The 23,597-nt window shown below is 60.0% G+C and carries 21 protein-coding genes; 16 read left to right on the top strand and 5 right to left on the bottom strand.

The genetic code is table 11. The features are described 5' to 3' along the window. Nucleotides 1–80 precede the first annotated feature (80 nt). From AC1Q8Q_RS28660 to AC1Q8Q_RS28620, 9 genes are all read left to right on the top strand, one after another. Entirely contained in the window at nucleotides 81–998 is a 918-nt protein-coding gene (locus tag AC1Q8Q_RS28660; protein ID WP_168757875.1) for a LysR substrate-binding domain-containing protein, read from the top strand. Nucleotides 999–1,252: 254 nt separating this feature from the next. Next, nucleotides 1,253–2,440, top strand: coding sequence for an aromatic ring-hydroxylating oxygenase subunit alpha (locus AC1Q8Q_RS28655; protein WP_177411662.1), 1,188 nt, complete (start codon nucleotides 1,253–1,255; stop codon nucleotides 2,438–2,440). A gap of 12 nt (nucleotides 2,441–2,452) precedes the next feature. Then, entirely contained in the window at nucleotides 2,453–3,898 is a 1,446-nt protein-coding gene (locus AC1Q8Q_RS28650) for an aldehyde dehydrogenase family protein (RefSeq protein WP_168757876.1), read from the top strand. 5 nt (nucleotides 3,899–3,903) lie between these two features. After that, a complete protein-coding gene (locus tag AC1Q8Q_RS28645) occupies nucleotides 3,904–5,301 on the top strand; it encodes an FAD-dependent oxidoreductase (RefSeq protein ID WP_168757877.1) in 1,398 nt (465 codons plus the stop codon). 10 nt (nucleotides 5,302–5,311) lie between these two features. Then, nucleotides 5,312–6,640, top strand: a complete 1,329-nt coding sequence (locus tag AC1Q8Q_RS28640; protein ID WP_168757878.1) for an NAD(P)/FAD-dependent oxidoreductase — start codon at nucleotides 5,312–5,314, stop codon at nucleotides 6,638–6,640. Continuing rightward, nucleotides 6,637–7,008 (top strand): ethanolamine utilization protein EutQ, encoded by a 372-nt coding sequence (locus tag AC1Q8Q_RS28635; RefSeq protein WP_083348842.1) that lies wholly within the window; start codon nucleotides 6,637–6,639, stop codon nucleotides 7,006–7,008. The genes AC1Q8Q_RS28640 and AC1Q8Q_RS28635 overlap by 4 nt, the downstream gene beginning before the upstream one ends. A gap of 27 nt (nucleotides 7,009–7,035) precedes the next feature. Beyond that, nucleotides 7,036–8,217 (top strand): MFS transporter, encoded by a 1,182-nt coding sequence (locus AC1Q8Q_RS28630; protein WP_020798160.1) that lies wholly within the window; start codon nucleotides 7,036–7,038, stop codon nucleotides 8,215–8,217. Between the two features lie 211 nt (nucleotides 8,218–8,428). Next, nucleotides 8,429–10,093 carry a BCCT family transporter gene (locus AC1Q8Q_RS28625; protein ID WP_083348843.1) on the top strand — a complete coding sequence of 555 codons (1,665 nt, stop codon included), beginning with the start codon at nucleotides 8,429–8,431 and terminating at the stop codon, nucleotides 10,091–10,093. Between the two features lie 242 nt (nucleotides 10,094–10,335). Then, nucleotides 10,336–10,602 (top strand): DUF2790 domain-containing protein, encoded by a 267-nt coding sequence (locus AC1Q8Q_RS28620; protein ID WP_083348844.1) that lies wholly within the window; start codon nucleotides 10,336–10,338, stop codon nucleotides 10,600–10,602. Nucleotides 10,603–10,638: 36 nt separating this feature from the next. On the opposite strand, the gene AC1Q8Q_RS28615 is transcribed toward AC1Q8Q_RS28620, so the two are convergent. From AC1Q8Q_RS28615 to AC1Q8Q_RS28595, 5 genes are all read right to left on the bottom strand, one after another. Next, the gene (locus tag AC1Q8Q_RS28615) at nucleotides 10,639–11,586 is read right to left on the bottom strand and encodes a LysR family transcriptional regulator (protein WP_083348845.1); all 948 of its coding nucleotides are present in this window, start codon (nucleotides 11,584–11,586) and stop codon (nucleotides 10,639–10,641) included. 63 nt (nucleotides 11,587–11,649) lie between these two features. After that, a complete protein-coding gene (locus AC1Q8Q_RS28610; RefSeq protein ID WP_083348846.1) occupies nucleotides 11,650–12,600 on the bottom strand; it encodes an aldo/keto reductase in 951 nt (316 codons plus the stop codon). 31 nt (nucleotides 12,601–12,631) lie between these two features. Next, on the bottom strand, nucleotides 12,632–14,092 hold the full coding sequence (locus AC1Q8Q_RS28605; RefSeq protein WP_168757879.1) for an efflux transporter outer membrane subunit: 1,461 nt from the start codon (nucleotides 14,090–14,092) through the stop codon (nucleotides 12,632–12,634). A gap of 19 nt (nucleotides 14,093–14,111) precedes the next feature. Further along, nucleotides 14,112–15,611: a DHA2 family efflux MFS transporter permease subunit gene (locus AC1Q8Q_RS28600; protein ID WP_168757880.1), complete on the bottom strand. Its 1,500-nt coding sequence runs from the start codon at nucleotides 15,609–15,611 to the stop codon at nucleotides 14,112–14,114. After that, nucleotides 15,611–16,729, bottom strand: a complete 1,119-nt coding sequence (locus AC1Q8Q_RS28595) for an HlyD family secretion protein (protein WP_492615800.1) — start codon at nucleotides 16,727–16,729, stop codon at nucleotides 15,611–15,613. Before AC1Q8Q_RS28595 ends, AC1Q8Q_RS28600 begins: the two co-directional genes overlap by 1 nt. A gap of 250 nt (nucleotides 16,730–16,979) precedes the next feature. On the opposite strand from AC1Q8Q_RS28595, the gene AC1Q8Q_RS28590 reads away from it, so the two are divergent. The 7 genes from AC1Q8Q_RS28590 to AC1Q8Q_RS28560 all read left to right on the top strand — a co-directional run bounded on the left by AC1Q8Q_RS28590 (nucleotide 16,980) and on the right by AC1Q8Q_RS28560 (nucleotide 23,219). Further along, a complete protein-coding gene (locus AC1Q8Q_RS28590; protein ID WP_151141882.1) occupies nucleotides 16,980–17,606 on the top strand; it encodes a TetR/AcrR family transcriptional regulator in 627 nt (208 codons plus the stop codon). After that, nucleotides 17,599–18,117 carry a G/U mismatch-specific DNA glycosylase gene (gene mug / locus AC1Q8Q_RS28585; protein WP_168757882.1) on the top strand — a complete coding sequence of 173 codons (519 nt, stop codon included), beginning with the start codon at nucleotides 17,599–17,601 and terminating at the stop codon, nucleotides 18,115–18,117. The genes AC1Q8Q_RS28590 and mug overlap by 8 nt, the downstream gene beginning before the upstream one ends. 568 nt (nucleotides 18,118–18,685) lie before the next feature. Further along, nucleotides 18,686–19,021, top strand: coding sequence for a hypothetical protein (locus AC1Q8Q_RS28580; RefSeq protein ID WP_141195465.1), 336 nt, complete (start codon nucleotides 18,686–18,688; stop codon nucleotides 19,019–19,021). Between the two features lie 109 nt (nucleotides 19,022–19,130). Continuing rightward, nucleotides 19,131–19,688, top strand: coding sequence for a polysaccharide biosynthesis/export family protein (locus AC1Q8Q_RS28575; protein WP_020798150.1), 558 nt, complete (start codon nucleotides 19,131–19,133; stop codon nucleotides 19,686–19,688). Between the two features lie 56 nt (nucleotides 19,689–19,744). Further along, on the top strand, nucleotides 19,745–20,836 hold the full coding sequence (locus tag AC1Q8Q_RS28570) for a hypothetical protein (RefSeq protein ID WP_033043908.1): 1,092 nt from the start codon (nucleotides 19,745–19,747) through the stop codon (nucleotides 20,834–20,836). Nucleotides 20,837–20,856: 20 nt separating this feature from the next. Beyond that, nucleotides 20,857–22,419, top strand: a complete 1,563-nt coding sequence (locus AC1Q8Q_RS28565) for a GumC family protein (protein ID WP_020798148.1) — start codon at nucleotides 20,857–20,859, stop codon at nucleotides 22,417–22,419. An 11-nt stretch (nucleotides 22,420–22,430) separates the two neighbouring features. Continuing rightward, entirely contained in the window at nucleotides 22,431–23,219 is a 789-nt protein-coding gene (locus tag AC1Q8Q_RS28560; protein WP_020798147.1) for a CpsD/CapB family tyrosine-protein kinase, read from the top strand. Nucleotides 23,220–23,597 lie beyond the last annotated feature (378 nt).

Here is a 23,597-nt window from a genome sequence, read left to right as displayed (position 1 = left end):
GTTTTTTGCCGCTGTGCACCTGCAACGACAGGGGCTAGACTGCCGCGATAAAACCAAAATAACGACGTGACCTGCCTCGTATGAAAATCCACCCTTTACCGCCACTCAATAGCCTGGTCGCGTTTGAAGCGGCAGCGCGCCATTTGAGTTTTACCCTGGCCGCGCAAGAATTGAACGTCACCCAAGGGGCAATCAGTCGACAAGTTCGCCTGCTTGAAGATTATCTGGGCAAGGTCCTGTTCGAACGCACCACCCGCACGATTCACCTCAGCCCCGCAGCCAGCCAGTACTATGAAACGGTCCGTGCGTCATTGCTGCATATTGCCCAGGCCACCGGTGAAATTCGCCATTGGCAGGGCGCCGAGCAAGTGACGGTCGCCACCAGTACCGCGATGGCTTCACTGTGGCTGTTGCCGAAAGTGAGTGAGTTTCAACGGGAGAACGAAGAGATCGATCTGCGGATCATCGCCCATGACCAGGTCAAGGATTTCTCTCGCCTGGACTGTGACCTGGCCTTGTATTACTGCCGGACACCGCCCAGGGACATGCAGGTCACACCGTTGTTTTCCGAAGAAGTCTTCCCGGTGTGCAGCCCCGCTTACCTGGCCAAGCACCCGGCCTTGAACCAGCCCGAGGACCTGGCCGCCTGCACCTGGCTGTTCCTCGACGACCCGCAGCGTGACTGGATTGGCTGGCCCGAATGGTTCCGCAACCTGGGCCTGAAAAACGTCGAGCCCAAACGCCGGATCAATATCAATAGCTACTCGATGTTGATCCAGTCTGCTATCAGCGGACAGGGTATCGCGCTGGCCTGGTCCAACCTGGTCGACGATTACCTGCATACGGGGGCCTTGGTGCGACCGCTCGACACGGTTTTGTGCACCGATGCGCAGTTCTGCTTGCTGGAGCCCTTGGCGCGTGGCGGTATGCGGCAGAGTGTAAAACGCTTTCGCAGTTGGCTGATGAATCAACTTCCAGCGCCGCAGGACACGAAGTAACGAAGCGGTCATGGCTAACCGTCAGCCGAACTGAATCACCTTTAGTTTTAATCCCTCGAACCCTCGGTATTTTCAATGCCGAGCGGCCACATTGCATGCGCTGACTTCCCGTTTATTTATGACATAAAGTCATGAATGGCGCCGGAAATATCGTTTGTCGAGACCCCCTCTGTTTTCCCAAACTTGCTGCCAGCGGACCTTGGCCCATGTGCCTGCCGACCCTTCAATACCGTGCCCAGCAGGGGAGAACAATAATGAGCAGCATCCAGCAAATTCCTGTGCATCAACTTGAAACTGTCCTTAATCCGATTCATGAAGCGACTGGCCTCGGCAACGAGTTCTACACCGAACAACGCTACTTCGAGCTCGAGCGCGATCAGGTCATGGGTAAGACCTGGGCGTGTGTCGGTTTCGCCAGTGACCTGGGCAAGGCCGGTTCGGTCAAGCCTGTCGATTTCATGGGGTTGCCGTTGCTGCTTATGCGTAACCGTGAAGGCCTGGTGCAGGTGTTCCATAACGTTTGCAGCCACCGCGGCATGAAGCTGGTGGAGGAGGCCGGTGAGGTACAAGGCGTCATCCGTTGCCCTTACCATTCCTGGACCTACGACCTCAACGGCGGCCTGCGTGGCACGCCCCATGTCGGCGGCATCGACCAGCACAAGGATGAACGCTTCGCCTGTGAAAAACATGGCCTGAAAGCCATCCGCAGTGCGATCTGGATGGACATGGTGTTCATCAACCTGTCCGGCGACGCACAACCGCTCGAAGACATGCTGGCGCCCCTGACCCAACGCTGGACGCAGTTTCTCGGCGAGGACGGCATGAACCTGCTGCGCCGCCGCCCGGGCCATGACGCCACGACGCTGGACATCAACTGCAACTGGAAACTGGCGGTCGAGAACTACTGCGAGGCCTATCACCTGCCATGGGTGCACCCGAGCCTGAACTCGTACTCGCGCCTGGAAGACCACTACAACATCATTTTCGACCAGCATTTCGCCGGCCAGGGCAGCTACGCCTACAACCTGTCGGATGTCGCCGGTACGCATCTGCCGAAATTCCCCGCCTGGCCGCTGGATCGCCTGCGCAACGCCGAGTATGTCGCGTTCTTCCCTAACGTCCTGCTCGGCATCCAGGCTGACCATGCGTTCGCCATGCAGCTTGAGCCGGTTTCGCCGGGGCGCACGATCGAACATTTGCGCCTGTTCTATGTGGGTGATGACGCGGCCACCAGCGAGGAATTCAGCGCTTGCCGCGAAGCGATCCTGGAGTCCTGGAAAGTGGTGTTCGCCGAAGACATCAGCTCGGTCGAAGGCATGCAGAAAGGCCGTCATTCCCCAGGCTACAAGGGTGGGGCGTTCTCTCCGGAAATGGACATCCCGACGCACTTCTTCCATCAGTGGGCCGCCCGTCAACTGCTGGCCACCACGCCGTCTGCCTGAGGAGGTTGTCCCATGTATCCGATAGCCTCCCACTGGCTCAATTACATCGACGGGCAATGGAGCGACAGCATCCAGCGCCTGACAGTGAACAACCCCGGTACGGCCGAGCCGCTCGCGACCATTGCCCAGGCTACCGTCGACGATGCCGAGCGTGCGCTGCTGGCGGCGCGCCGCTGTGCCGACAGCGGTGAATTGACCCGTGTGCGTCCGGCGCAACGCGTCACCTGGCTGCTGCGCATTGCCGAGGAAATTCGCGCAGTGGCCGATGAGGGCGCCTGGGTGCTGTGCCAGGAAAACGGCAAGCGCCTGAGCGATGCCCGGGACGAGTTCATCGAGGCGGCGCGCTACTTCGAGTATTACGCCGGCATGGCCGACAAGATCGAGGGCACGTCGATCCCGTTGGGCAACGGCTACATGGACTTTACCCTGTACGACCCCATGGGCGTTTCGGCACAGATCGTTCCGTGGAACTTCCCGGTGTCGATCTGCGCCCGTTCGCTGGCGCCGGCCCTGGCGGCTGGCAACGCGGTGGTCATCAAGTCCCCCGAGCTTTCACCGCTGGGCATGTGCGTGCTGATCCGCGCCATTGCCAAGGCCGGCTTGCCCGACGGCGCGGTCAACCTGATCTGCGGCCGCGGCCGCGAAGTCGGCGCGTATCTGGTCAGCCATCGCGCTGTCGACCAGATCGTGTTCACCGGTTCTGTACCAACGGGCCAGTCGATCCTGTGTGATGCCGCGCAGCATGCGATTCCCAGCGTAATGGAGCTGGGCGGCAAGTCCGCGGCGATCGCCTTTGCCGATGCAAACCGCGAGCAACTGCTGGCCAGCGTCCAGTCGGGCATTTTCTTCAACGCCGGCCAGGTCTGTTCGGCAATGTCGCGGCTGCTGGTGCAACGCGACATTTATGAAGAGGTAGTCGAGGCCGTGGTCGCCATGGCCGAGGGGCTCAGCGTCGGTCTGGGCCAGGACAACGCCGACCTCACCCCCGTGGTCAGCGCCGGGCAACTGGCGGGCATCGAAGCCTTGTGCCGCCGCGCAGTGGAAGACGGCGCGGTGGCGGTTACCGGCGGTGAAGCATTCGCTGACCGGGCCGGGCATTTCATGCGCCCGACCGTGTTCCGCGACGTTACCCCGCAGATGTGCATTGCCCAGGAAGAAGTGTTCGGGCCGGTCCTGGCGATCCTGCCGTTCGACACCGAAGAAGAGGCGATTGCCATCGCCAATGGCACTGAATTTGGCCTGGTCGCCGGCGTGTTCACCCAGGACATCAGCCGCGCCATGCGCTGCACGCGCCGCCTGAAATCCGGCCAGGTGTTCGTCAATGAATGGTATGCCGGTGGCATTGAAACGCCTTTTGGCGGCGTTGGTTTGTCGGGCTTTGGTCGGGAAAAGGGCCAGGAAGCCTTGTACAGCTACGTGCGCACCAAAAACGTGGCGATCCGGGTCGCCGGGGAGTGAATAGCATGTTCAAGACTTGGCTTTGCATCGTGTGTGGCCTGATTTACGACGAAGCACTGGGATGGCCGCAGGACGGCATCGTCGCCGGCACCCGCTGGGAAGATGTCCCCGAAGACTGGATGTGCCCTGAATGCCACGTGAGCAAGGCAGATTTCGAGATGCTCGATATCAGTGAATACGCCCAGGCGGCCACGGTCGCCACGGTGCCGGTCACTGCGCCGCCGCTGCCTGTTGCCGCACCGTCGCCGCGCCAGCCGATCGTCATCATCGGCAGCGGTTATGCCGGTTACGGCCTGGCCCAGGCGTTGCGCAAGGCCGACCCCAAGGTCGAGATCCGCGTGCTGACCCAGGAGTCCGGTCACCTGTACTCCAAGCCTGCGCTTTCGATCGGGTTGTCCCAGGGCAAGAGCGCCGAGGCCCTGTCCGGCGAAACACCGCTGGCCATCGAGCAGCGTCTGAACCTGCGGGTTTATCCGCACTGCAAGGTGCTGGGCATCGACAGTTCAGCGCGTCGCTTGAGTACCAGTTTCGGTGAGATGGAATACGGCCAGTTGGTCCTCGCCAGCGGTGCGCAACCGATTCGCTTGCCGATCGAGGGCGATACGTCGGCGCTGATCAGCGTCAATAACCTGCACGACTATCAGGGCTTCCGCGAACGCCTGGGCGGCGTGCGGCGTGTCGCCATTCTCGGCGACGGCCTGATCGGCTGCGAGTTTGCCAACGATCTGGCCCATAACGGGTTTAGCGTCGATGTCATCGGCCTGGGCCGCTGGCCAATGGAGCGCCTGTTGCCCGCCGAGGCCGGGCAGATGCTGCAATATACGCTGGGTGAACTCGGGGTGCGGTGGCATTTGCAGAATACGCTGCAGGCCATCGACGCCAGCGGGCAGGGCTATCGCCTGACGCTCGCCGATGGCCGCACCCTCGAGGCGGACCTGGTGTTATCCGCCGTTGGTCTGCGCCCTGACCTGAGCCTGGCCGAGAGCGCTGGCGTGGCGGTTGGACGCGGCATTCAAGTCAACGCCCAACTGCAAACTTCAGTACCGGGCATTTATGCCCTGGGTGACTGCATCGAGATCCGGGGACAACTGCTGCCTTACCTGGCGCCGATCAACCAGGGTATCCAGGCCCTGAGCAAAACCCTGCTCGGCCAACCGACCGCCGTCGACTACCCCTTGATGCCCGTCACGGTAAAAACCCCGGCCGCGCCGCTGTGTCTGCTGGCGCCTGCCAGCGCCTGCGAAGGTGAATGGCGCTGCACGCCGACCGAGGATGGCTTGAGCGCCGGTTTCTACGATGCCCGGGGCCAGCTCAATGGTTTTGTCCTGCTCGGTCGCCAAGCGCAAACGCAACGCAGCGCATTGCTGCAGTCCTGTCAGCACTCTCAGCAGGCAGTTGCCTGAGGCCAGACACATGAAAAACACGATCAACCTGCCTTACGACGATGCGAGTTGCGGCTGGTATGCAGCATTGCCCGAGCAACCGGCCTGCAAGCGCTTGTCCGGCGAACAGCGTGCCGACTACGCCGTCATCGGCGCAGGCTTTGCCGGCCTGGCGGCAGCACGTCGCCTGGCCGAGCATCATCCGCAAGCCCGTATCCTGTTGGTGGATGCGCAACGGGTCGCCCATGGGGCCTCGGGGCGCAACTCGGGATTCGTGATCGACCTGCCGCACAAGTTCGCCCTCGAGCATCCGGACCCCGCGCACAAACAGCGCTTGCTATCGCTCAACCGCGCCGCGATTGCGCAGCTGCAAGGCCTGGTCGAAACCCGTGGGATCGATTGCCAGTGGTCCCATGCCGGTAAATATCAAGGCGCCGTCGGCGAGCGTGGCCTGGCTTACCTGGATCATTTCGAACGCCTGATGAGCGACCTCGGCGAACCGTTTCGCCGGGCCGATAGCGCGGAGCTGGCCAAGGTGTTGGGCACCGGCCATTATCGCGGCGCCATCTACACTCCCGGCTGCTACCTGATGCAACCGGCGGCGCTTGTCACGGGCCTGGCCCGGACCTTGCCGGCCAACGTCGAATTGCTGGAAGAATCACCCATCCAGCGGCTGGAGCGCGACGGCCGTGGCGGCTGGATCTTGCACGGCACGGCAGGGCAGATACGTACCCCGCAGTTGCTCCTGGGCACGAGCATCTTCACCCAGGAGTTCGGCTACCTGCGCAATCGCCTGTTGCCGGTCATGACCTTCGCCAGTTGGACCCGTCCCCTGACCGATGCGGAGCTGGCGACCTATGGCGGCCAACTGGACTGGGGACTGACCCCGGCGGATCACGCCGGCACCACCGTGCGCATGACCCAGGACCGCCGCCTGATTATCCGCAACACCTACAAGCACGTGCCCAAATACGGTCGCAGCACCAGCGATGCCATGCGTTCGAAAGTGCAGGATTCGCATCGCAAGGCCTTCATGGCGCGCTTCCCGCAGTTGGCGCAGGTGCCTTTCAGTCATACCTGGGGCGGCGTCTACGCCATCTCGCGTAACTTCACCAACTTCTTTGGCGAACTGGAAAACGGTGTCTACGCGTCGGCGTGCGACAACGGCGTCGGTGCCGCCTGGGGCACCATCTCCGGGACAATGCTGGCTGATCTCGCGGTGGGTGCCGAATCTGCCCAGCTCAACGATATCCGTGCGGTGACCGGCATGCCGTCGCTCAACCCGCCAGAACCCTTCCTTGGCCTTGGCGTTCGTTCGCGCATTCGCCTGGCGGCCTGGAACAGCCGGAGCGAGCTATGAGCCCGGCGGATAAAGGCAGCCGCCGGGTGCTGCGCATCGACCATCGGGACCTGGACTTTACCGTTCGAGGTGGCCCGCCAGGCGCCGCGTATGTGGCGCGAGCCCTCAGCAACGAAGTCTCGCCGAACATCGGTGTGGGTTTTGCCCGCTGGGAAGGGGCGCAAGTGGCCTGGACGGTGCTGTATGACGAGGTGATTTTCGTCATCGAAGGCTGCTTCGAGTTGCAGGTCGGCGACGAGCTGTTTGCCGTCACACCCGGCCAGTTGCTGTGGATTCCCGAAGGCACCGAACTGGTTTACGGCGGACACGCGTTGTTCGGGTATGTGGTTCACCCGGGCAACTGGAAGCAACTGCACGGTTTGGCTTGAACCACCTTTATTCAGGGAGTCGGTACGGTGATAACACTGACAAGAACCTTCGGCGCCCTCTACCTGGCCAGCTTGTTGATGCAATTGGGATCGACCTTGCTGATGACCTATCTGGCGCTGCGCCTCAATGCTTTGGGTGCAAGCGAAACGGCGGGTGGCGCGTTGATGGCCGCCAATGCCCTGGGGATGGTGCTGGGTGGCTGGGTCGGGCGCAGCCTGATCGCTCAGGTCGGGCACATTCGCACCTACGCCGCTTGCGCGGCAACGATTGCGGCGGCGGTCCTGGCCCATGAGTTCAGCACGTCCCTGGCCTTCTGGCTGGTACTGCGGGCGCTGGTGGGACTGGCCATGATGTGCCAATTGATGGTGCTGGAAAGCTGGCTCAACGACCAGGCCCGGACCGAGCAGCGCGGCGGTGTCCTGGCGCTGTACATGGTCGCCAGCTACGTCGGCATGATGCTCGGACAATTGGCCTTGAGTCTCGACGAGGGGCTGGGAATCCGTGCGCTGTTGGCTGTGGCGATGGTGTTCGCCCTGTGTTCGGTGCCGGTGGCGCTGACCCGCCGCACGCATCCCATGGCAGTACACGCGACCTCGATTGACCTGCGCTTGTTCCTGCGGCGCGTTCCACAGGCATTGGGGACGATCCTGGTGTCGGGCATGCTCAATGGCAGCTTCTACGGCCTGGCTGCGATCTATGCGAGCAAGCAAGGATTGGGCACGGCGCAGGTCGGTCAGTTCCTGGCGTTGACCATCGGTGCCGGGCTATTGGCCCAGTTGCCGTTGGGCTGGCTGTCGGACCGGCTGCCCCGGGCGAGCCTGATCCGCGCGGTGGCGGTATTGCTGGTACTCATCAGCCTGCCGCTGGGGTTCGCTCAAGCGCCATCGTTCACGACATTGCTGTGGTTCGGTGCAGGCATCGGTTTTCTGCAGTTCTGCCTGTACCCGCTGGGCGTGGCGTTGGCCAATGACAACATGGAGCCGTCCTTGCGCGTTTCGCTCTCGGGCATGCTGTTGATCACCTTTGGGGTCGGCGCCTGTATCGGGCCACTCATTGCGGGGGCGCTGATGGAAGGCTTCGGTGCGTCGAGCTTTTATTTTTTCCTCGGGGGCAGCGCCGTGTTGCTGGCCCTGTTCGTAGGGCAGGCGAAAGTCACGCTCTTGAGCGAACAGGGGGCCTGCGAAAGTACCCTGGAAACAGGCGCTTGATTGCGTCCTATTGATGCGTTTTTCTCATGAGTCGGTGACGAAAAATGGTTTGAGCGCTGGTCAGCTTTAAACGATCTTGGTGACGCTGCCAAAGGCGTAATAAACCGGAATTTACCTGCAGGTGAAACCGTCCTGGTGTCATTCGATACCAGGCGATAAGCGAACTGCGGAACATATCCAAACCCTTAAACAAAAACAAAAGGGGAAAACAATGCGTGCTCAATCCGGCCTGTTGAAAGGCCTTAATCCGAATGTGACCGTGGCTTCGATATTAGCGGTGATCATATTTGTCGTGTTCTGTGCATTTAAAGACGAGCAGGCAGCCAAGGCTTTTGAAATGGCTTCGGTGTTTATCCTGCATAACTTCAAATGGTATTACATCGCCCTGATCAGTGGCGTGCTTGGCGTACTGCTTTATATATCGATCAGCCGTTTCGGCAACTTAAAACTTGGCACCGAACAGGATATTCCCGAGTTCAGTTTCGCTTCATGGATTGCCATGCTGTTCAGCGCGGGAATGGGCATCGGACTGATTTTCTGGTCCGTGGCCGAACCCATGCTGCACTACGCCGACAACCCGTTTTCCAAGGGCTTGACGGACGAGTCCGCGACCCTGGCGATGCGCATCACCCTGTTCCACTGGGGCCTGCATCCATGGGCGATCTTCTCCATGATTGGCTTGAGCCTGGCGTACTTCGCCTACCGTAAAGGTTTGCCGCTGGCCCTGCGATCGCTGCTTTATCCGCTGATTGGCGATCGTATCTACGGCTGGATCGGCCATGTGGTCGATATCATGGGAGTGGTCATCACGGCCTTTGGCGTGTCCCAGTCCCTTGGCCTCGGTGTGGTGCAGATCAATACCGGATTGCATCAGGTATTCGGTATTCCGGTCAGTGTCGGCTTGCAGTTATCGATCATTCTGTTTGTCAGTATCGTTGCTTGTATTTCGCTGTTGGCCGGACTGTCCAAGGGAATGAAGCGTATCTCCACGCTCAATATGTACCTGTCATTCATCCTGATGCTGGCCGTGTTGGCAATTGGTCCCACCCGTTACATTCTCAACCTGATGTTTGAATCCACCGGCGACTATGTGCAAAACATAGTTGGCCTGAGTTTCTGGATGGACACGCAAAAAGACAGCGAATGGCAAAACTGGTGGACGGCGTTCTACTGGCCATGGTGGATGACCTGGGGGCCTTTTGTCGGCCTGTTCATCGCGCGCATTTCCAAAGGCCGGACCATCCGCGAACTGGTGATCGGGGCGCTGGTGGTGCCGACCCTGGTGACCATCCTGTGGATGTCGGTGTTCGGTGGCGCGGCGCTGAAAAACGAACAGCAGGACAGGCAGGCCTACCAGGCGTCCGTCGCCAGCCAGGTGGTGACCCAGGAGCAGCCGAAGTTCGAAGGCGGCACCGTGTTGCTCGCCACCAAGAAAGAAACCACCGCGGCCATGTTCACCTTGCTGCAGTCGCTCGATGGCCAGGCCATGGGTGCCGCGCTGTCGATACTGGTTTGCGTGTTGCTGGGTGTGCATTTCGTCACCACCGCGGATGCCGGCACCCAGGTTCTGTGCACCTTGTGTGCGTTGGGCAGCACCAATCCGCCGAACTGGATCAGGCTGCTCTGGTGCATTCTTGAAGGTGCCATTGCCGCAGGGTTGTTGCTGGCCGGGGGACTCAAGGCCATTCAGATGGCGAGTATCGCGGCCGGTTTGCCGATCGCCATGTTGCTGCTGGTGATGTCCTATACGCTGATCCACAGCTTGCGCAAGGAGATGCCGAGCGTGCCGGCCTGGGCCCCGGCGCTGGATCGCCTGCCGCAGCAGGGGCGTTCTTCACAAGAGGGGCGTGAAGCTCTGGCGGCCACTGCCGCCTGATGAGCCTCGCTGAGGCATGCGTGAACATACCGCAACCGTCTGCTGCCAACACAGCTGACGGTTGCGGTTTGATGACCTCCTGCAGATTTCGATCCCTGCATTCCTACGCATTCTGTTCACAGTGTTTATCCGCCAGGGCGCTGTTTGGCGCCCGGGCAATCCCCTAGCATCGTCTCTACCGAAGGAACCTGGGCCAAGGGTTCCAGAGGTACTCATCCACCCTGAACGAGACGGTGAACCCCATGAAAAGAATCGCGATTTTGCTTGCACTTAGTTGCATCGGTGCCCAGGCCTTTGCCGAAGAAAGCCATGCCAGAATCTCGGCCAATAAGCCACCGATCGAGACCTACACCTACGGTTCGAGACTGGACATCAAGAAGGTCATTTCCGTGACCGATGTCGCGCCAGAGTGTGGTCCGGTTTCGGCGCAGATGACCTACGAAGACTCCCAGGGCCTGCGCCATGTCATGCAGTATCAAGTCATGGGCACTGGGTGCTCGAACGGTTGAGTACGGCGGTGACGGTGGAGGGTCGACACTCCATCCTCAGATGTTTGCAGGGCGTCTTGATGAACGGGCAATTTTGTCATCGTCAGCCAGCAACCCGGGCAGGTAGTCCTTGAGAAACTCCACCCAGGTTTTTATTTTTGCATCGACGAATTTTCGTGAAGGGTAGATGGCAAACAGGTTCAACTCTTCAAAATGGTACTGCGGCAGTACCCGAACCAGGGTGCCTGCCTTGAGGCCGGCCACGGCGGACGCGATCGGCTGGATGCCAATGCCCATGCCACGGGTGATGGCGACGGTCATGGCATCGGCGGTATTGACGTGAAACGGCGACACCGGTGTGTTGACGGCCTCCACGCCTTCGGGCCCCTCGAATACCCAGTGCTCGGCCGGCATTACCGTGTTGACGATTCTCAGGCAATCATGTGTGCCAAGCGAACCCGGCGTGTCGGGTATTCCGCGTTTTTCAAGGTACGTGGGCGATGCGCAGAGAATGCTGTAGGTGATGCCCAGCCGCTGGGCGACGAAGCCTGAGTCGGGCAGGTCGCGCGCCAGCACGATCGACATGTCATAACCTTCTTCCAGTAGATCGGGCAGCCGATTGGTCAAGGCCAGGTCAAACAGGACCGAGGGGTGTGTCTCGCGGTATTTGGCAATGGCGTCGATCACGTAGTGGTTGCCGATGGCCGACATCGCGTGAATCTTCAGGCGGCCCACGGGGGTGACCTGTGCGGTGCCTGCTTCCTCCTCCGCATCTCGCAGTTCTTCCAGAATCTTCTCGCAGCGTTCCAGATAGCGCGTGCCGGCTTCGGTCAAGGCCAGGCGCCGGGTCGTACGGTTGATCAGGCGGGTTTGCAGGCGGGCCTCGAGACTGGAGACCGCCTTGGAAACGTTGGTCGTGGTGGTGTCCAGCAAATGCGCGGCTGCGGTAAAGCTGCCGCTCTGGGCGACCGCCAGGAAAAATCGCATGCTCTGGAATACATCCATCGTTGTCGCCTCTTGGGTCAACTGGAAAAAAAGGACGGCACATGACCGTCCCCTCGAGGCCTGTCATTGTTTGCGCGGGATGAACCCCGGTACTCCGGTTTCCACCACGGAATTGAAGCGTATCCGCGTTGTGATCTCCTGGCGAATTTCCAGCATGGCCCTGTGGGGCAGGGTGGTGATATCGAAGTTTTCCTGGATATGGGCGGGTGTCGCCGAGGTGGTCAGGAACGCGACACCGCGCTGTACCGCCCAGGCCAGTGCGACCTGGGCCGGGGTTCTTTGCAAGTGCCGGGCGATGCCCAGGATCACTTCGTCCTCCAGCACGTTCGGTTCCATGCCGTGGCCCAGCGGCGCGAAGGCCAGGAGGATGATCCCGTGTTCCTTGCAGTACTCCAGCAATTCCCATTCCGGCAGGTACGGGTGGGATTCGACTTGCACCACCGCGGGTTTGATTCGCGCCACGGCGACGATTTCTTTCAGCGCCTCCAAGGTGATGTCCGACAGGCCGATGGACCTGCAACGACCTTGATCGACCAGTTGCTCAAGGGCCCGCCAGGTGTCGATCAGGGTTACACCAGAGTCGTAGAGGACATGGCCGAAGGCATCCCTGGGGTCCTGGTCGTCCCCGGCCTGGAACGCGAAGGGCGTGTGGATCAGATAGCAATCGATGTAATCCACCTGCAGCCGTCGGCAACTGGCTTCAAAGGCCGGCAACACCCGTTCGGGGCGGTGGTTGGTGTTCCACAGCTTGGTGGTGATGAACAGGTCTTCGCGCCGGGCCTTCCCCGCGTCCATGAAAGCTTGCAGGGCAACGCCGACCGATTCCTCGTTGCGATAACGCTCGGCGCAATCGAAATGACGGAACCCGGTTTCCAGCGCGTGGGTGATCGCCTGGGTGGTGACGCCGAGGTCCTTGAACAGGGTGCCGAAACCCACGGCGGGCATCTGCGCCGAACCGTGATTGAGGGCAAACCGGGTATCTCGCAGTTCATCGTGAAAGGCTTCGTAGGACATGTCTTGACTCCAATTACCGAGGCCGCAGCCTCTACTGATACGAACGTTGTGGTGCCTGGCGGCTGGCCAACCGTTGCTCGAACACGCCGACGGAGTTGCCGCCGAGGGCTACAAACAGCTGCACGGTGTCGAGGTATTGCGCGGTCTTGACGCGGATCTGGCTCAGCAGCGCCTGTTGATAGGCGCGCTCGGCTTCGAGCACCTGGAGCGTGCTGTTCTCGCCCAAGGCATAGGCTTGCCGGTTCAGACGCAAGCTGGTGTCGGCCGCTTGCAATGCATCCTCCTGGGCGCGAAATTCCTGCGCGTCGTGGTTGATTGCTTGCAGCGTATCCGCAACCTGGCCGAACGAGCTGATGACGGTCTGCTGGTAGCCAGCGAGCGTGGCGTTGTAACCCTCGACGGCGGCCTGTTGTTCCGCCTTGAGGGTGCCACCGTTGAAGATCGGCCCGGCGATTCCCGCCGCGAACCCCCAGAGTGCGGCGCCGCCATTGCCTGATGCGGCCTGGGCCAGGGAGGCGGACAACGTCACCCGCGGATAGAGATTGGCGGTCGCCACGCCGACCGCGGCGCTGGCGATGTGCAGCTCGGCCTCGGCCTGGCGCACGTCCGGACGGTCGTGGGCCATTTCCGAGGGCAGGCTGACCGGCACGTTCGACGGCAAGGCAAATTCGTCGAGGTCAAAGTCCGGCGCAATCCAGTCAGCCGGGCCATTGCCCGTCAGGATCGACAGCGCATGGCGCGCAGCATCCCGTTGCTGGGCCAGGGGCGGTAGCAACGTGCGGTCCTGGGCAAGCCGGGTCTCTGCCAGCGACACGTCGACCTGGGTGGTGCTGCCGCTGGCATGGGCCGCGCGCACCAGTTCGAGGTTGCGGGTGTCGTTGTCCAGCAAAGTCTCCACGGCCTGCATCTGCGCATTGGCAGAAGCCACCAGCAACGCCTGGCTGGCGACCTCACCGGTCAGGGTCAGGTACGCGGCTTCGTAACGATGCTTTTGCAAGTCGCTAAAGGCTTGCTGCTGTTCGACGAGCCGCTTGTTGCCACCGAAGACATCGAGGTCGAAACCGACCCGTGGCCCGATCGCATAGAAGTTCGAGACCGAGGGCTCCTTGGCGTTATGCACCCGTTGGCGACCCGCTGCCGCAGCGAAGTCGACCTGCGGATACAGCGCACCTCGTGCCGCAGCCACCGATTGTGATGCCTGCCGTATCGTTGCATCGGCAGCGACCAGCTCCAGATTGCCGTCGATGGCCCGGCGTACCAGTTGGTCGAGCTTGGGCGAGCCAAAGGCGGACCACCATTGCCCGGTGACCTTGTTGCCCAGGGCAATGCGCTGCGAACCCCCCTGGCCAAGGCGCTGCTCGGCCTGTTGATCGTAGTGTTGCGACTGGCTCACCGGCGGGGCCTTGAAGTCAGGGCCGACGGTGCAGGCAGAGAGCAAGACCATTGCCGACACTGCCGCGATTTTCGTTGGGAACAGACGACTGGATTTCATTGCACAGACTCCACGAAAATTAGTTGGCCGGTATCGGTTTGCGTAGAAAGACCACCAGCGGGCTGACCACCAGCATCGCCACCAGCAGGATCTTGAACTGGCCGATAACGGCGATGAACGCGGCCTGGTGGGTGATCATGTGGTTAAGCCCTTCGAGTGCCGGCAACGACATCGACGCCGTGCCCCCCTGCGCGGCAGCGCGATAGGACGTCACATTGGCGGCCAGTGCCAGGTGCATCGCCTGGGTATTGTTGAAGAAGAAAATCTGCACAATCGCTACGCCCAGGGTGCTGCCGTAGACCCGCGAAAGATTGAACAGGCCGGTCCCCTCCGCCCGAAGTGCGGGGTCAAGGGTGCTGAACGCGACCTTGGTCAGTGCCGGCATCAGCAGGCCGATGCCGATGCCCTGGATGGCCCCGGCAACCGCCACCGGCGACCAGTCCATCAAGGGCGAATAGTCGAGCATCAGTCCGTTGGCAAAGATCACCAGGGCCACGCCTGCCGCCACGAACAGCCGGCGATCGAAACGCTCGGGCACCCAGCCCATTAGCACAAACGCACCCACCAGCCCGATGCCACGCGGGATGGTCAGGGCACCGGTGGTGTCTGGCGGGTAGCCGAGAATTTCATCGAGCATCGGCGAGGTCAGCGCCATGGTCGACAGCAGCACGAAACCCACGGCGAAAAAGATCAGCGTCGACAGCACGAAATTGCGATCACGGAACAGGCGCTTGTTGAGGAAATGCGTCTTGCTGGTCAATACGTGCACCATGAACAAGTACAACCCCAACCCACAGGCCAGTGCCTCGATCCAGATTTCCGGCGAATCGAACCAGTCCAGGCGTTCGCCGCGGTCGAGCAGCATCTGCAGGCCGATCAAGGCCAGGGTGAAACTGCCGAAACCGAAGAAGTCGAAAGAAGGCGCTTTCTCGGGTTTTTTCTCGGCCAGTAGCAGGGCCACGACCAAAAAGATGTACGCCGACAACGGCAGGCTGATGTAGAAGATCGGGCGCCAATCGAAATGCTCGGCGATCCAGCCACCGATGCTCGGGCCGCTGACGATGCCCAGGAGCACGATGGCGGTCCAGGTCGCACCAAATTTCATGCGCTTCTCGGGCGCCAATGTCTCCATGGCAATTGCCATCGACAGGGGCGCCAGCACGCCACTGGCCAGGCCCTGGATGATCCGCGCACCGATAAATTGCAGCGGCGTCGTGGCCACCGTCGCGAGCAGCAAGCCGAGGACGAAGACAGCCAGCGCGGCTTGATAGACAAGCTTCAGGCCAAGACGCCCGGCAAGCCACTGGGCAATCGGCAGGGTAATGGCGCTCGCCGCGAGGTACGCCGTGAAAATCCATCCGGCCTGGTCGTCAGTCATCGACAGGGTGCCTTGAATCAGCCGCAGCACCGCATTGGGCAGCGGCAGGTTGGCGGACTGCATGTAAGTGGCGAGCAGCACCGCCAATCGAAGCGAGTGCGCACGGCCCGGATCCGCGGATGTCTGTGCGTGGGCGTTCATCAGAAGTTACCTGCGGTCAGCAGCGACTTGAGCGGGTGCCACCATGGCGTGCGATGTCCGGTATCGACCTCGACCGTGGCACTGGTGCCGGAAAACAGTGGCAGGGCAGGGTCCGCGTCATCCAGTTCGAGGCGAACCGGTACCCGCTGGACCACCTTGACCCAGTTACCGGTGGCGTTTTCCGGCGGCAGCAGGGCGAAGTCCGACCCGGCGCCAGGGCTCATGCTGGTCACGTGGGCCTTGAACACGTGCCCGGGGTAAGTGTCGATGCTGATGCGCGCTTCCTGACCTGCTCGCATGTGCGTGACCTGGGTTTCCCGGAAGTTGGCCTCGACCCAGATCTCATGGTCGCTGATCAACGCGAAGGCGGGTGCGCCGCTGTTGAGGTAGTTGCCCACCTGCAAGTCGTCGACCTTGGCAACTATGCCGTCAGCAGGCGCATAGACCGTGGCGTAGGAAAGGTACAGCTGCGCTTCATCGAGCTGCGCCTTGGCTTCCCGCACCGAAGGGTGACTGTCGGCCTCGATGTTCGGGTTGCCGTCCAGGGCGACGACGGTGCTGGCGATCTGTTGTTCGATCGAGGCGATGCGTTGCCGAGCGATCTTCAGGTCGGTTTCCGCGCGCTCAAAAATGGCCCGGGAAACAAAGTCGGTCGCAACCAGCGCTTTCTTGCGGGCGAATTCCTTCTGGTCAAAGTCCGCTGACTCTTTGGCCGATTGCAGTTCTGCCTGCTGTTGACGGTAGCTGGCCTTGAGCCCATCGATGCGCAGCCGCGCGACACTCAGTTGCGCTTGCGCACGATCGATTGCGATATGCAGGGGCTTGGGGTCGAGGCGAAACAGCACTTGGCCCTTGCTGACCTTCTGGTTGTCCTGGACGGCGATGTCCACGACCTGCCCGGAAATCCGTGCATTGACCGAGGCCTTGGCCACCCGGGCGTAGGCGTTATCGGTGGTAACGAAGGGTTCGCCAGCCACGTAGTACGCATAGCCAATGACAGCGAAAAGGGTAGGCAGGCCCACCATGAGCCAAGGCCGCAGCTTCTCCTTCAGGGGTTTGTTGATCGGCGATTGGGCCTCATAGGCCTGCGAAGCCTTGATGTCGATGGATTGAGTCATGATCGAATGCACCTTTAACCGGGAAGGCGGGCCTGCAGCAATCGCCTGGCACCGACGTCAATGAATGTTGTGGTAAAGCAAACCCGCAGGTGCTTGGGAGGATCGCTCCGGCACCGCTGTTTCGTCGCTGCAACACCCGGTTTGAGCTGCGCTTGAACAAACATGAATCAAGGAATTTGTGGTTCCTTATTTTTGTGCGATTGTGTAAAAATATCCCCGCATCCACCTTCCTGCAAGGATTTTATACGACATGGCACAAAATAAAGTGACAGCGGGCAAAGGCCGCGGCCGACCCCGCGCGTATGACCCGCAGACAGCGTTGCAACAAGCGCTCGGTGTGTTCTGGAGCACTGGCTATTCCGGCGCCTCCCTGGACAGCATCGCCACCGCGGCCGGGATGAATCGCCCCAGCCTCTATGCGGCCTTTGGTGACAAACATGCGCTGTACATCAAGGCGCTCGAGCAGTACTGGGAGTTTGCCGCCGCCGACATGCAGGCCGCGCTGGCCGACAACCAACTGACGTTGTGCCAGGCGCTGATGCGTTTCTACGAGGGACAGTTGTCGATCTACTTTTCGGGCGACGGTCAGCCACGTGGCTGCTTCGCGATTGGCACGGCGACCACCGAGGCTGTCGAGGATCCGCAGATCCGAGCGGTGCTCAGTGATCGCCTGAGCAGGTTGGATGCCGATCTGGAGGCGCGCCTGCGCAGGGCCATTGCATCTGGCGAATTAAAAGACGATGTCGATGCAGGAGCCCTGGCGGTGCTCGCTTCATCGCTGCTGCACAGCATTTCGATCCGTGCGCGAGCCGGCAAGTCGCGTGAGGAATTGACGGCGCTCGCACGTAATGCGGTCGGTGTGATCTGCGGTGAGTGAAGGGCTCGACGATATACTGGCGCCACAATTGGACGTGGTTTTTTGCGGCATCAACCCAGGCGTGACTGCCGCGGCCCAGGGGCATCATTTTGCCGGTCGGGGCAATCGTTTTTGGCGCACATTGCACCTCGCCGGTTTTACGTCACATCAACTTCAGCCGGAGCAAGACCAGGACATTCTGCGCCATGGCTGTGGTTTGACCGCCGTGGTCCAGCGGCCGACGGCGCGGGCGGACCAGCTGTCGGCCCATGAATTTGTCGCGGCCGCGGCGGCTTTCGAACAAAAGATCGCCGGTATTGCGCCACGTTTCGTGGCGTTTCTCGGTAAGGCGGCGTACTGCGCCTTGTCCGATCAGCGCGACGCTGCCTGGGGACCGCAGCCGAAGACATTCGGCAATGCCGCGGTCTGGGTCCTTCCCAACCCCAGCGGGCGAAATCGTGGCTTTTCCCTTGAGCAATTGGTCGCTGAGTACAGCCAACTGTATGTTGCACTGGGCGCGCGCCTGTTTTAGCGCGAGAGTCCAGAAAAGTCTTGGGTGTGCACCAAGGACGCGCCTGACGCCATTTTTTCCGGCCCTGAATATCGCTCGCCCAGACCCGTTCCGTGGCTCTGTGTGGCAGTGATCGGCTGTCCGATGGGAGGCGATCTACGCCGACGCTCGACGGCATCTTCGTTGCATTGGTTTATTTGTGCGATGGGTGATTTGACGGCGTTTTTATAAGAGGCCACTGCATGCATAAACACTTGCTGTCTCTGACAATTCACTTAGGCTGCTTACGGCGTTTTTTTGACGTTATCCGCCGCCGTTTTATATTTCTATTTATTATTGTGACGTGCTATTGACGTACTGGCTATCTGCTTATAGGCTCCATTTAGCCTGATTCAGATTTCCTCAATCGACTCATCCCAAACCCTCAGCGCAGGGAGGCGGTTATATGCGGACGACAGTTTTCATTAAGTTGATTGTGTTATTTGCGACTCTGAATGGAGTAGCCGTTGCCACTGCCCAAGCAGCCAATTTGCCCTATGAAATTAGTCGCATAAGTAGCGCTTGCGAGGGTGCAAGGACTCAGGCAGCCGTGGCTTCGACCGAAGCTGCGACTGCGGCGTCGACGAGCCTTGGTACAGTCCATGGTGGCTCTTCGCTAGATGCCAAAAGTGCCAAAATTTCCAACGCTGATAATGGATCCAAGTCGGGAGTAAATGCTTCCGTCAATAGTTCAGCATGCGACGGTTTAATGACGGAAGTTGCCAAGCAGCCGTTCGCGATTAATTCAGTACAAGACAAGGGGCTGGCGGGTGATTCGGCGTTTCACGACACTCAGCCCAATGCAGTCCCGGTCTCTGCGGTTGTATGGTTATTCTCTTCCGCACTATTAGGTTTCATCGTTGTCGCCAATCGGCGCAAGATTTAAGTGTGAGTTTTGCGAAATGGTTTTTCTTGTGGGTGCTACAGGCCTAAAGAGGACGCTGATTGTAACGGTTGATCCTCATTAGATGAGCTAACCAGGCGGAGGATTCCAGATGCTGCGTTTAATGTTACCTGCACTGTGTGCGCTGGCGATCTTGCCCGGCGTGGCCCGTGCCGCCGAAGACAACTCCTATCTCCTGAACGCTGGAGACAAGGTTGAAGTGTCCATTTGGGGCGAGCCAGCGGAAAAAATAGAGCGCGTAGATGTGCTGCCCAATGGCTACATCACTTTGAAGCTGGCGGGGCCGGTCAAGGTCAAAGGGCTTGATACGGCTCAAGCTGAAAAGATAATCACTGAAAAACTCACGAAATATTATCCCGATCCGGTAGTCAGCGTTGTGGTAACCGAGGCCAAGGGCAATGTCGTCTATGTCCAGGGCAAGGTAATCAAGCCCGGCAAGGTGCAGATGAACGGTGAGACCGATGTGCTGCAAGCCTTGAGCGAGGCTGGCGGGTTGGACAAGTTCGCTGACAAGGACGAAATCAAGCTCTTGCGGCGCGAAGGGAAAAAACAGAAAGTACTGCTCGTCAACTACGACGATCTGATCGCCGGACGTGACATGTCCACTAACTTTGAACTTCAGGCCGGCGATACGCTGGTCGTTCCCTGACATTGCGCGATGCATTAAGGATTAACTTGCGTTCATTGCAAACAACCGGAGTGGTGATGGCAATATTGACTTTGCCATGTTCCGGCATGACCTACGCCGGCGCCTGGCAGTCGGCAGTTGCGCTGCCCATGACAGTCGAGCACGACAGCAATCCATTGCTCTTGACGAGTGACGAGAAAGCGATCACGCGAACGATCATTGCCCCCGATTACACGCTGGTGGGTAATTTTGATCGGGACCAGTGGAAGTTTGGCCTCGGTGTCAATGTGGAGCGCTCGTCCGATACCGACGTCGTGTCCAATCGAGAAGACCCGAGGCTATCGTTTGGTTGGCAGCGTGAGACCGAAAAGGGTGGCTATGGACTCACGGCGAGATACATCGAGAGTTCGACGCTTTCCACTGAAGTCCAGCAAACCGGTGTCACAGACTCGACCGATGGCACGCAAAAGCTCTCGAACATCGGCGGTAACTGGCGATCCGCGGTGACCGAGCGCAGCAGCCTGGTCGACGAAATCGACCTCACCCATGTCGAATACGACACCGCCTCGCTGACCAACTACGATGAGCTGACCAACCGTCTCAGCTGGCTTTATCAATGGAATGAGCGGGTCGAACTGTTCACCCGATTCGAAGCGACGCGTTATGAGCCCAAGGACGACACCAGCACCCTGGGCTCCTCGAACAGCTACACCCCGGTGGTCGGCGTGAACTACCAGATCTCCGAGCGGTTTACGGGATCTGTGTACGGCGGTATGAACAAGGTATCCAACAGCAACAGTGGTCCCACTGGCCAGGGTGGCGTGAGCCTGCGTTACACCGGTGAGCGTGTCGAGACCAATGCCGAAGCCAGTCGCAGCACGATCGCCAACGGGGAGAACGGCCTGGTCGAGTCCGATGAGCTTCGGGGTAACTGGAGTTATCTACTCGACGAGACCAGTCGTGTCGGTGTTGATGGCTCCTGGCAAAAAACCAAAGGGGACGCGCCCAGTACCTTTCGCACATACGGCGCGTTTGTGAGTCGCGAGCTCTCGCCTTTTTGGCTTGCACGCCTATCCTTCACCTACAAAGAGCGCGAGCGAGACGGCTTGCCAAATGCCGATGCCAACATCATAGGGATGACCTTGATCTATAGTCACCCCGACTTCTGACCTTCAGCAGCGTGGTATTTATGTCCTCTGAATACGAAATGTCGGTCAACGACTACATTGCAGTAATCAAGCACCGGGCCTGGCTGTTGATTGTGACGGGGGCCGTGATAATCGGGGCGGCTGTATTGGTGGCGACCTCCATGCCACCGATCTATCAGTCGTCCGGAACTATCCTGGTGGAATCTCAGCAGATTTCGCCGGACCTGGTGGCGGGGAACAATAATACCTTTGCTGACGAGCGCATCGAAGTCATCCGCCAGCGTGTGATGACCCGTGAGCACTTGGAGGCGATCATCAACAAGTACAATCTTTTCGAAACGGGCAGCCGGCGCCTGACCCTGACCGAAAAGATCGAAGAGATGCGCAATGCGATTTCCGTCGCCCTGGTCAGTGCGGCGGTGAAGGGGCGAGGCGAGGTAACGATTGCCTTCCGCCTTGCCTTCGAGCACAGGGAGCCAGAAGTCGCGAACGAAGTGGCCAACGAACTGGTGACGCTGTTCCTCAATGAGAACATCAAGCAGCGCACCGAGCGCGCCAGTGAAACCACGGAGTTCCTGACCCAGGAGGCGAACAAGCTGCGCACTGAACTGGAAGTGCTGGAGAACAAGCTGGCGGACTTCAAGCAAGCCCATGGCAACGCGTTGCCTGAGCATCAGGAACTGCGCATGAACATGTTGTCGCGCTCTGAACTCGAGCTCAAGGATATCGACCGTGACTACAAGGCGGCCAACGAGGATTTGCGCTTCCAGGACCTGGAACTGTCGGCGGCCCATGCCGGTCTATCGATCAAGCAGGGCACGGCAGGTGCGGCCGCTGAACCGGTAGAGGATCTGGCCAGCCTCAAGGCCGAGTACGCCCGGCTGCTGACGATCTACACCGAAGCCCACCCGGATGTTCGGACGGTCAAACGCAAGATCGCCGCCATGCAGGCCAGTCAAGGTCGCGGCGGTTCCGTCACGCCGGTCAGCCTGGACGTTGCCAGGGTCCAGGCGCGCATTGCCGCCTCGGAACAGCGCATGCGATCGCTGGCCGCGCAGAAGCAGCAGTTGTTGGACAAGATCGCGACCCTGGAAAGCCAGATTCTCGAGGCGCCGCAAGTGGAACGTGGCCTGGTCACGCTGATGCGCGACCATGAAAACGCACGCAAGAAATACGAAGAAATTCGCACCAAGGAGATGAGTGCGAAGATTACCGAAAGCCTGGAGCAGGAAAACAAAGCCGAGCGTTTTGTGCTGCTCGAAGCGCCGCTGATGCCGGAAAAACCGGTACGGCCGAACCGCAAGAAAGTCGTGGCCCTGGGCTTTGTCCTTGCGCCGGTAGGGGCGGGTGCACTGGTGATGTTGCTGGAGATGCTGAGCCAGCGGGTACGGGGTGTCGACGCGCTAACCAGTGTGCTGGGCAGGCGCGTACTGGTTGCCATTCCCTACATTCATACCCAGGCGGAACTGGCTCGTCGCAAACAGTGGCGAACGATACTGGTGCTCTGTGGCGTCTTGATGATCGTGGTCTCTCTGGTGCTCCTGCACTTCTTCTACATGCCACTGGATCTGCTGATGTTCAAGGCTCTGGCGCGGTTTGAATAAGGAATATTGCGATGGAAATTATTAAGCCACCTCTGGGTAAGGGCGAACAATCGCCTTCGTCAGGCCTGGTGCTCTCTTCATCCGGACAGCCTGCACCGCTCAATGCGCTCAGTTACGTACAAACCAAGGTTGTACCGTTGCGGGCCGAGCACCTGGAGCGCCATCGCATTGTCGCCTACAACAAGAATTCGAACATGGGCTGGGCGTTCGATCTGCTGCGTACCCAGGTCTTGAAGGCCATGGAGGAGAATGGCTGGCGCACGCTCGCCATCACCTCGCCGACGCCGGAGGCGGGCAAGTCGGTGTTGGCGATCAACCTGGCAATGAGTATCGCGCACCACACGACCAAGACGGCGCTGCTGGTGGATTTCGATCTGCGTTGTCCCAAGGTCGGTAGCTACCTGGGGCTGCCGATGGAAAAATCGCTCAATGAATTCCTGACCAACGAAGCAGAGCTGCAAGAAGTCCTGGTCAATCCGACCTTGCCGCGCTTTGTGGTCTTGCCGACGCGCGAACCGATTCCGCTCTCCACCGAGGTGCTGTCTTCGCCGGTGGTGGGCGATTTGATCGTTGATCTGCGCGAACGCTACAACTCTCGAGTTGTGATCTTCGATTTGCCGCCGGTGCTGAGTTCGGATGATGTGATAACTATCCTGCCCAAGTTCGACTGTGTCTTGCTGGTGGTTGCCAATGGCATGAATACTAAGAAAGAGATCGAGGAGAGTCTGCATCATCTGGGCAGGGCGAATCTGATCGGTACGGTGCTGAACAAGTCGGGGCCGGCGAAACGGCCTTACTAGGAATTGCCGCACGGCTCGCGGTTGTCCCCGATCAACTGTGGGAGCGAGCCTGCTCGCGAAGGCGGCCTGACAGCCGACCTGTTATTTGTTGACTGAGCACATATCCATTGCTGCGGTAACAGCCACTTAGGGTTTCGCTTTTACTGTAGGAGGCAGGCTTGCCGGCGAAGGCGTCCTGGCGGCCAATGGGGATTTGTGACTGAGTACATATCCATTGCTGCGGTAACGGCCGCCTATGGTTTCGCTTTTACAGCGAGTCACTTGGAAAAACGGAACGCCGCCCGGCCCCAAGTAACCAAACGCTCTTGCCCCTGGCGTTCGGTGCCTCGCTAAGGCTCGGCATGCCCTCGCTCCGGTCCTGCTCCGTGGGTCGCCGCG

It is taken from the genome of Pseudomonas sp. GW823-FHT06B06 (assembly GCF_058795195.1).
This window is presented reverse-complemented; position numbering and strand designations above follow the sequence as displayed.